The organism is Bradyrhizobium sp. AT1, assembly GCF_001590795.1.
Lineage (GTDB): Bacteria > Pseudomonadota > Alphaproteobacteria > Rhizobiales > Xanthobacteraceae > Bradyrhizobium.
On record NZ_JXDL01000001.1, the window covers coordinates 4,300,586 to 4,309,223 of the forward strand.

Annotated in this window: 9 protein-coding genes and 1 pseudogene; 2 read left to right on the forward strand and 8 right to left on the reverse strand. The window is 65.9% G+C overall.

The window, feature by feature from the left end; translation table 11 throughout:
* Positions 1-191: 191 nt before the first annotated feature.
* The 5 genes from SE92_RS20040 to SE92_RS20060 form a co-directional block, all read right to left on the reverse strand.
* Positions 192-1,073 (reverse strand): 3-hydroxybutyryl-CoA dehydrogenase, encoded by an 882-nt coding sequence (locus tag SE92_RS20040; RefSeq protein WP_063203650.1) that lies wholly within the window; start codon positions 1,071-1,073, stop codon positions 192-194.
* 191 nt (positions 1,074-1,264) lie between these two features.
* Complete coding sequence (locus SE92_RS20045) at positions 1,265-2,209, reverse strand: electron transfer flavoprotein subunit alpha/FixB family protein (RefSeq protein WP_063197748.1); 945 nt, start codon at positions 2,207-2,209, stop codon at positions 1,265-1,267.
* Entirely contained in the window at positions 2,209-2,958 is a 750-nt protein-coding gene (locus SE92_RS20050; protein ID WP_063197750.1) for an electron transfer flavoprotein subunit beta/FixA family protein, read from the reverse strand. Before SE92_RS20050 ends, SE92_RS20045 begins: the two co-directional genes overlap by 1 nt.
* A gap of 127 nt (positions 2,959-3,085) precedes the next feature.
* The gene (locus SE92_RS20055; protein ID WP_063197752.1) at positions 3,086-3,658 is read right to left on the reverse strand and encodes a cob(I)yrinic acid a,c-diamide adenosyltransferase; all 573 of its coding nucleotides are present in this window, start codon (positions 3,656-3,658) and stop codon (positions 3,086-3,088) included.
* Between the two features lies 1 nt (position 3,659).
* Positions 3,660-3,854, reverse strand: a complete 195-nt coding sequence (locus SE92_RS20060) for a twin transmembrane helix small protein (RefSeq protein ID WP_063197754.1) — start codon at positions 3,852-3,854, stop codon at positions 3,660-3,662.
* 223 nt (positions 3,855-4,077) lie between these two features.
* Here SE92_RS20060 and SE92_RS20065 point away from each other — a divergent pair, with 223 nt between their 5' ends.
* Positions 4,078-4,971 (forward strand): YihY/virulence factor BrkB family protein, encoded by an 894-nt coding sequence (locus tag SE92_RS20065; protein WP_063197756.1) that lies wholly within the window; start codon positions 4,078-4,080, stop codon positions 4,969-4,971.
* On the opposite strand, the gene SE92_RS20070 is transcribed toward SE92_RS20065, so the two are convergent.
* Both SE92_RS20070 and gluQRS read right to left on the reverse strand, forming a co-directional pair.
* Positions 4,898-6,166: an ATP-binding protein gene (locus SE92_RS20070; RefSeq protein WP_063197758.1), complete on the reverse strand. Its 1,269-nt coding sequence runs from the start codon at positions 6,164-6,166 to the stop codon at positions 4,898-4,900. The two genes, SE92_RS20065 and SE92_RS20070, sit on opposite strands and share 74 nt — an antisense overlap.
* 104 nt (positions 6,167-6,270) lie before the next feature.
* Complete coding sequence (gene gluQRS, locus SE92_RS20075; protein WP_063203651.1) at positions 6,271-7,143, reverse strand: tRNA glutamyl-Q(34) synthetase GluQRS; 873 nt, start codon at positions 7,141-7,143, stop codon at positions 6,271-6,273.
* 114 nt (positions 7,144-7,257) lie between these two features.
* Between gluQRS and SE92_RS20080 the strand changes: the two genes are divergently transcribed.
* Positions 7,258-7,911, forward strand: a complete 654-nt coding sequence (locus SE92_RS20080; RefSeq protein WP_063203652.1) for a DNA-3-methyladenine glycosylase family protein — start codon at positions 7,258-7,260, stop codon at positions 7,909-7,911.
* Here SE92_RS20080 and SE92_RS20085 read toward each other — a convergent pair.
* Positions 7,908-8,638: pseudogene (locus tag SE92_RS20085) on the reverse strand (LysR substrate-binding domain-containing protein); the annotation flags it as partial. The gene SE92_RS20080 and the pseudogene SE92_RS20085 overlap by 4 nt on opposite strands.

Here is an 8,638-nt window from a genome sequence, read left to right on the forward strand (position 1 = left end):
CTAGGCGCGAGAGGTTAACGGGACATGAAATGACACGGATGCTGTGAAGTGGCCGTGTCCCGGACGCGGCGCGGCACGACGTGGCGCTCCGCAGAGCCGGGACCCATGCTTTTGCGTGAACGCGGCTTCTGGGCCCCGGCTCTGCAGCGCATCGCTAACGCGCTGCGCAGCGTCCGGGGCACGAGTCCGCCCTACCGCGTCGGAACCGGCTTGGCGCCGCGGTAGTCGTAGAAGCCACGCTGGGTCTTGCGGCCGAGCCAGCCGGCCTCGACATATTTCACCAGCAGCGGGCACGGGCGGTACTTGGAGTCAGCCAAGCCCTCGTGCAGCACCTGCATGATGGAGAGGCAGGTATCGAGGCCGATGAAATCGGCGAGCTCCAGCGGGCCCATCGGATGGTGCGCCCCGAGCTTCATCGCCGCGTCGATCGCCTCGACGTTGCCGACGCCTTCATACAGCGTGTAGATCGCCTCGTTGATCATCGGCAGCAAAATGCGGTTGACGATAAAGGCTGGGAAATCCTCGGAGACCGCGACCTGTTTGCCGAGCTTGGCAACGAATTCCTTGGACGCCTCGAAGGTGGAATCGTCGGTGGCGATACCACGGATCAGCTCCACCAGCTCCATCAGCGGCACCGGATTCATGAAGTGAATGCCGATGAAGCGCTCGGGCCGGTCGGTCGCGGCGGCAAGCCGCGTGATCGAGATCGAGGAGGTATCGGAGGCGACGATCGCCTCGGGCTTCAGCACCGCGCAAAGCTCGTGGAAGATCTTGCGCTTGACCTCTTCCTTCTCGACCGCGGTCTCGATCACGAGGTCGCAATCGGCGAGATCGTCGAGCTTTTCGGCGGGCGTGATACGCGCCATCGCCTTGGCTTTGTCATCCTCGGAGACGGCCTTCTTGGAGACTTGGCGCGCCAGATTGCCGTTGATGGTGGCCATGCCCGACTTGAGGCGGTCGGCCGAGACGTCGTTGAGCACCACGTCGAAGCCGGCCAGCGCCGCCACGTGCGCGATGCCACTGCCCATCTGACCCGCGCCGATCACGCCGACCTTCTTGATCACTGCCGCCATCTTGTCATCCACCGGAACGGCGCGCATGTCGCGCCTGCCTATCCCCCGAGCCGGGAGGTCCGATTTAATCAGAACCTTGGCTCGAAACCTAGATTGGATCGCTTCGAAGGCGTGCCCCACGCCAAAGAAAACGCCTCAGAAATGAAACACCGGCCGGAGTTTATAGCTCCGGCCGGTGTTTTTGGCTCGTTTTACTTGCCGAGCTTGCCGAGTTCGGCCGTCAGCTCCGGAACCGCCTGGTAGAGGTCGGCGACCAGGCCGTAATCGGCGACCTGGAAGATCGGCGCGTCCTCGTCCTTGTTGATCGCGACGATCACCTTGGAGTCCTTCATGCCGGCCAGATGCTGGATCGCGCCGGAAATGCCGACGGCGACATAGAGCTCGGGGGCCACCACCTTGCCGGTCTGGCCGACCTGCCAGTCGTTCGGTGCATAGCCGGCATCCACTGCCGCGCGCGAGGCACCGACACCGGCCCCAAGCTTGTCAGCGAGCGGCTCGATGTATTTGGCGAAATTCTCGCGGCTCTGCATGGCGCGGCCACCGGAGACGATGATCTTGGCCGAGGTCAGTTCGGGACGGTCGCTCTTGGCGACCTCCTCGCCGACGAAGGACGACAGGGCCGGATCAGCGGCCGCCGCGACGCTCTCGACCGGCGCGCTGCCGCCTTCGCCTGCTGCGGCGAAGGTGGAGGTGCGCACCGTGATGACCTTCTTGGCGTCCTTCGACTTCACCGTCTGGATGGCGTTGCCGGCATAGATCGGACGCTCATAGGTGTCGGGGGCGACCACCTTGATGATCTCCGAGACCTGCATGACGTCGAGCAGGGCGGCAACACGCGGCATCACGTTCTTGAAGCGCGAGGTCGCGGGCGCGACGATCGCGTCATAGCCGGACGCCAGCGAGACGATCAGCGCGGCCAGCGGCTCGGCAAGATCGTGCGCGTAGAGTTCGCCATCTGCGAGCAGCACCTTCTTCACGCCGGCAAGCTTGGCGGCGGCATCCGCCGCCGCCTTGGCGTTCTGGCCGGCGACCAGGACCTCGACATCCGCGCCGAGCGCGGCAGCTGCGGTCAGCGCCTTGTTGGTCGCATCCTTGAGCGACGCATTGTCGTGTTCAGCAATCAGAAGCGTCGTCATCAGAGCACCCCGGCTTCGTTCTTGAGTTTCGACACCAGCTCGGCGACGTCCTTGACCTTGACGCCCGCCTTGCGGCCCGCCGGCTCCGTCGTCTTGACGACCTCGAGACGCGGAGCGACATCGACGCCGTAATCGGCGACGGTCTTGTCCGCAATCGGCTTCTTCTTGGCCTTCATGATGTTCGGCAGCGAAGCATAGCGCGGCTCGTTGAGACGGAGATCCGTGGTGACGATCGCCGGTCCCTTTAGCTTGACGGTCTGCAAACCGCCGTCGACTTCGCGAGTGACCTTGAAGTCGCTTCCTTCGACCTCGAGCTTCGAGGCGAACGTCGCCTGCGACCAGCCGAGCAGCGCAGCCAGCATCTGGCCGGTCTGGTTCGAGTCGTCGTCGATCGCCTGCTTGCCGAGAATGATCAGGCCGGGCTGCTCTTCTTCCGCGACCTTCTTCAGGATCTTGGCGACGGCGAGCGGCTCGACGCTGCCTTCGACCTTCACCAGGATGCCGCGGTCGGCGCCCATCGCAAGACCTGTGCGGATCGTCTCCGACGCCTGCGCCGGTCCAATGGAGACCACCACGACTTCGGTCGCCTTGCCGGCTTCCTTCAGGCGCAGCGCTTCCTCGACCGCGATTTCGTCGAACGGGTTCATCGACATCTTGACGTTGGCGAGTTCAACGCCCGATCCATCGCCCTTGACGCGGACCTTGACGTTGTAATCGACCACCCGCTTTACCGGCACTAAGACCTTCATCGATCCTCTTTCACTCAATTTGGGAGGGGGGTTATCAACTGGCGCGGAACCTAAAGGCCTGATCTGCCCCGGTCAACGCGCGAGCGGGCCTAATTTTGGGCCTGCTGAAATGCGGCGACCCGATGGGTCAGCGGTTCTGGCCCGGAACCCAGAGCACGTCTCCGGAGCCATTCCCGTTGGCGGCTCGGCTGGCCACGAACAGGAAGTCCGACAGCCGATTCATATAATGGATGCCAGCTGTGCTGACCGGCTCTCCGGGCCGCGCCGCCAGTTCCACGATCACGCGTTCCGCCCTGCGGCATATCGTGCGCGCCACATGGAGATACGCGGCGGACGGCGTGCCGCCGGGAAGCACGAAAGAGGTGAGCGGCGCGAGCTTGTCGTTGAGCGCGTCGATGTCGCGCTCGAGCCGCTCGACCTGGCTCGCCACCACCCGCAGCCGCTCCGCCTTGCCCTCACGCTCGGGCACAGCAAGGTCGGCGCCAAGATCGAACAGATCGTTCTGGATGCGGCCGAGCATCGCGTCGAGCTCAGGCATGTCATGGGTATGGAGCCTGACGACACCGATGGCGGCGTTGGTCTCGTCGACGGTGCCATAGGCTTCGATGCGCAGATCGTATTTCGGACGCCGCTCGCCGGTTCCGAGCGCCGTCGTGCCGTCGTCACCGGTCTTGGTGTAGATGCGGTTCAACGTGACCATATCAGCGCCCCATCGCCCAGACCGCGGCCATCGCGATGACGATCGCCACGAACTGAAGCAGCACGCGCCAGCGCATCAGCTTTTGCGAGGTATTGGGCGAGCCGCCGCGCATCATGTTGATGAGACCGAGCAGCAGCACCAAGGCCACAGCGCCGGCAGCCACCGGCAGGATGAAAGTACTCAGGAGGGATGCCATTAGGGGGTGATAACACCGTGCGCGGCGGTCCGCCATCTCCCCGGTTCGTCATTCCGGGGCGATGCGAAGCATCTAGCCCGGAATGACAGCGTGGCGCTTCGCGAACTGGCTTTTGGACCAATAATATCAGATGGTGGCGCGATGATTTTCGATTTACGCCCGTTGCCTGTCCTCCTGGCCTCTCCCTACGTCCAGGGGGAGAGAGCAGCGGTGTAGGTGCCACGTGAAAGCCATCCGCTACATTTATTGCGTCGTGGAGGACGCGTTCTATACGTTCCTGGCCGATGACGGCTGGGCGATCGCCAGCCACATCGCGCTGTCGACGCTGATGGCGCTATTCCCGTTCCTGATCGTGCTGACCTCGCTCGCCGGCTTCTTCGGTTCCAAGGAACTCGCCGACCAGGCCGCCAGCCTGATGCTGCAGATCTGGCCCAAGCAGGTCGCCGATTCGATCTCGGGCGAGGTGCATGACGTGCTGACCACGACCCGCACCGGCGTGCTCACCATCGGCGCGGCGCTGTCGGTCTATTTCGCCTCCAACGGCGTCGAGGCACTCCGGGTCGCGCTCAACCGCGCTTATGCGGTGGTGGAGATGCGGCGCTGGTACTGGCTGCGGTTGGAATCGATCCTCTACACGCTGATTGCGGCTTTCACCGCGCTCGCCATGGCGTTCCTGATCGTGCTCGGCCCGCTCCTGATCGAAGCGGCGCGGCGCCATATCCCGCTGTTCGTCGAGTCCAACGAGAGCATCCTCACCTGGCTGCGCTACGGCATCACCATCGGTGCGCTCGTTGTGGCGCTGATCATCCTCCACGTGTGGCTGCCGGCGGGACGTCGCAGATTTGTCCAGATCCTGCCCGGCATCGTCTTCACCATCGTGGCCTCGCTGATCTCAGGCATCGTGTTCGGACAATACCTGGCGCGCTTCGCCAACAATTACGTGACGATGTATGCGGGACTCGCCTCGGTGATCATCGCGCTGGTGTTCCTGTACTTCATCGCCGCGATCTTCGTTTACGGCGGAGAGCTCAACGCCGCGATCATCAAGTCGCGACTTCCTCACGGCGTGTCGCTTCAAGCAGCGCAGTCGCTAGCGCCCGCGGAGACACAGGCTTGACCAGGAAGGCGTCGGCGCCGGCCTCGCGCGAGGCCGCCTCGTCCTCGCCGCGGCCGGACACGCCGATGATCGGGATCTGAGCCAGCGGCGCGTCCATAGTGCGGATCCGCCGGATGGCTTCGACGCCGTCGATGCCCGGCAGCACCATGTCCATCAGCACCGCATCGAAGGCGCCCTGCGCCAGTCGGTTCACGGCGTCCTCGCCGCGCCCGATGAACTCGGCATGATGGCCGAGCTCGGTCAAAATGGTGTTGAGCACGACGCGACCGAACGGATTGTCCTCGACGCTGAGGACGCGCAGCGCCGCGACCGCATCAGGTTCGGCCTCGCCCTTCCTCTTGCGGGACTTGCCCGATCCCGTCGCATCCAGCGACATCGTCAGCGTGAAGGTGGCGCCGCCGCCGCGGCGTGGCGCAACCGTGATGTCCCCGCCCATCGCACGCGCCAATTGCTTGACCGAGGACAGGCCGAGGCCAGCGCCGCCGAAGCGCGAGGCAATGGTGACATTGGCCTGGGTGAACGGGCGGAACAGCCGCTTGATCTCGGCCATGGTCAGGCCGATGCCGCTGTCGGACACCGCAAACGCAACGCCGACCCTGCCTTTGCCTTTGGCTTTGCCCTTGGCGGGACGCCACGGCTCGACAGCCAGCGCCACACCGCCCTGGTCGGTGAACTTCACGGCATTGTCGATCAGGTTCTCGAGCGCGGCGCGCAGCCGGACGGGATCGCCGACCACGAGGCCAGGGAGCTTGTCGGAGATCTCGACCTGGGCCTGGAGCCCCTTGGCCGCGGCCCGCCCCGCGAGCGAATCGCCGGCGCTGCGGGCGAGCGTCCTGAGATCGAACAGGTCCTGCCGCAGCGTACTTCCGCCCTTCCCGGCCCCCTTGCCGGTTCTGGCGGCATCCACGAACAGCGTGGCAAGGCTCGCCAGATGCTCAGCCCCGGCCTTGATGGTGTCGGCCCAGCGCCGTTCCCGTTCGCCGAGATCGGAGGTCGCGAGCAGGTCGCTGATCGCCAGGATTCCGGTCAGGGGGGTGCGGACCTCATGGGCAAAGGCGGCGAGAGCGGCCTGGACCACGTCGGGCGCGACCGTCTTTGTGCTGCGCTTGCGCAACGGGGCGACCGGCCCGGACCGCTTCCGAGGCGGTCGCTTGGACGTCCGCGTGGTGTGCGCTGCGCGCTTTTTCGCCGCCATGAATCCCCTTCGAAGTATCCCCTTCGAACCCCGGGCTGTCGATCAAGCATGGCACGGCGGAACCCCCGGAGTCACGGCGGCGTTTAGCTAACCCCCAGAGAAACTTAATCTAATCCCACCAACTGGCGGATGCTTGAGGGCGTGATGCCGGCCGCGCGCAAGGCGCGCAGGCCGGTCGAGCCGCTCGATTTCGACAGCTTGCGCCCCTCGTCGTCGCAAATCAGCCGGTGATGGCGGTAGGCGGGTCCGGGCAGGCCGAGCAGGGCCTGGAGCAGGCGGTGCACCGAGGTCGCATAAAACAGGTCCTGGCCACGCACGATCTCACTGACGCCCTGCAGCGCGTCGTCGACGACGACGGACAGATGGTAGCTGGTCGGTGTCTCCTTGCGGGCGAGGATCACGTCGCCCCATGCCGCGGGGTGTGCGGGGACGATGCCACGCTCGCCATCGGGGCCCTCACCGAGCTCATTCCAGCTCAGGCCGGTAACGCGCTGACAGGCGGCCGCCATGTCGAGCCGCAACGCGTAAGGCATGCCCGATGCGACGAGACGATCGCGCGCGGAAGCTGAGAGTGATTTCGCATCGCCGGGATAAAGCGGCGCGCCGTCGGGATCGCGTGGCCAGGGGCCATCCGCCTCGCGCGCGGCAACGAGCCTTGCGATCTCGGCGCGGCTTTCGAAGGCGGGATAGACGAGCTCAAGTGCCGACAGCCTGTCCAGCGCGTCGCGATAATCGGCGAGATGCTCCGACTGCCGCCTTACCGGCATTTCCCACGCGATCCCGAGCCAGGCAAGATCCTCGAAGATCGCCGCCTCGAACTCCGGCCGGCATCGCGTCGCGTCGATGTCCTCGATGCGCAGCAACAGCCGCCCGCCGGTCTCGCGCGCGCGGTCGAAATTGAGCAGCGCGGAATAGGCGTGGCCGAGATGCAGGAAGCCGTTGGGGCTGGGGGCAAATCGGAAAACGGGTGGTGCCATCGGATGAATCTCGTCATGGCCGGGCTTGACCCGGCCATCCATCTTCCAAGGACTCTGTTACGATAGGAGATGGATGCGCGGGTCAAGCCCGCGCATGACGAGTTGAAACACACCATGACCATCCACCTCGAAACCCAATCCGATCTCGAAGAGGCCGTCGATGCGCTGATCAAGCGCGATCCGCGCTTGAAACCGGTGCTCGATATCGCGGGCATGCCGGCGCTGCGGCGGCGCGAGCCGGGGTTTGCCGGGCTTGCCCACATCGTCTGCGGGCAGCAGCTCTCGACCGCGAGCGCCGCGGCGATCTGGGGGCGGCTGTCGGCGGCGTTCGATCCGTTCGACCATGAGACGGTGGGACGCGCCCGCGCCGACCGGCTGGGACGGCTCGGACTCTCGGCCGCCAAGATCAAGACGCTGAAGCACCTGGCGCGCGAGATCCGCGCACAGCGGCTGAACCTCGACGTGCTTGCCGAGGAAGACGCCGACGCCGCGCATCACACGCTGATCGCGCTACCCGGTATCGGCCCCTGGACCGCGGACGTCTATCTGCTGTTCTGCCTCGGCCATGGCGATGCCTGGCCGGCCGGCGATCTCGCCGTGCAGGAAGCCATCAAGATCGGCCTCGGCCTGAAGGCGCGGCCGACCGTGAAGCAGATGGCGCCGCTCGCCGAGCCCTGGCGTCCGCTGCGCGGCGCGGCGGCGCATCTCTGGTGGAGCTATTATCGCGCGGTGAAGAAGCGTGAGGGCGTGCTCGCCGGCTCAAACTAGCCGCGCAGACGCTCGCGATCGGCGCGGGCGCATTCGGCCACGAAATCGACCACGGCCCGCACCGCAGGGAGCTCGACGAGGTCGGGATGCGCCAGCAGCCACAGGTCGGCCACGCTGGCGAGCTTCTGCGGCGCGACGCGCACGAGGTCGGGATAGCTTTCCGCGACGAAGCACGACAGCGCGGAAATTCCGATCCCGGCGCGCGCCGCCGCCAGCATGTCGCCCTGCGACGAGCAGCGCATCACGACGGTGCCCTGGCGGGTGATCGCATCGCTCCAGCGCGCCAGCTGCGCGTTGGAATCCTGGTCGGCAAAGCCGATCACGCTATGCCCCTTCCACTCGGCGCTGCGCTCCGGCAGGGACCGGCCGGCGGCATAGTCGCGCGAGGCATAGAAGCCGGTGCCGAGCCGGCCGATCTTGCGGCCGACCAGATTTTCCTCGCCGCTGTCGAGCGGCCGCAGCACGACGTCGGCTTCCCGGCGCCGCACGCTGGCTGGAAACGGATGGGTGATGATCTCGAGGCGGATGTGATCATGTGCGCCGAGAAAGGCGTGGAGCCGGGGCATCAGCCAGTGCGAGGCCAGCGTCGCCCCGATCGACAGCTTGACCGTGCCGCGCGCCTGGCGCCCGCCGGCGCCGACGGCGGCCTCGGCGCGGAGCGCGGCAGCCGCCATCGCCTCGGCGTGCTCACGCAGGATGCGGCCGTCGGCAGTGAGCACAAAGCCGT

Bases quoted from the DNA above. Each gene is read 5' to 3' on its own strand.
- SE92_RS20055 (WP_063197752.1), bottom strand. From the start codon at position 3,658: ATGGTCACGTTGAACCGCATCTACACCAAGACCGGTGACGACGGCACG.
- SE92_RS20040 (WP_063203650.1), bottom strand. From the start codon at position 1,073: ATGGCGGCAGTGATCAAGAAGGTCGGCGTGATCGGCGCGGGTCAGATG.
- SE92_RS20045 (WP_063197748.1), bottom strand. From the start codon at position 2,209: ATGACGACGCTTCTGATTGCTGAACACGACAATGCGTCGCTCAAGGAT.
- SE92_RS20060 (WP_063197754.1), bottom strand. From the start codon at position 3,854: ATGGCATCCCTCCTGAGTACTTTCATCCTGCCGGTGGCTGCCGGCGCT.
- SE92_RS20050 (WP_063197750.1), bottom strand. From the start codon at position 2,958: ATGAAGGTCTTAGTGCCGGTAAAGCGGGTGGTCGATTACAACGTCAAG.
- SE92_RS20080 (WP_063203652.1), top strand. From the start codon at position 7,258: ATGACCATCCACCTCGAAACCCAATCCGATCTCGAAGAGGCCGTCGAT.
- SE92_RS20070 (WP_063197758.1), bottom strand. From the start codon at position 6,166: ATGGCGGCGAAAAAGCGCGCAGCGCACACCACGCGGACGTCCAAGCGA.
- gluQRS (WP_063203651.1), bottom strand. From the start codon at position 7,143: ATGGCACCACCCGTTTTCCGATTTGCCCCCAGCCCCAACGGCTTCCTG.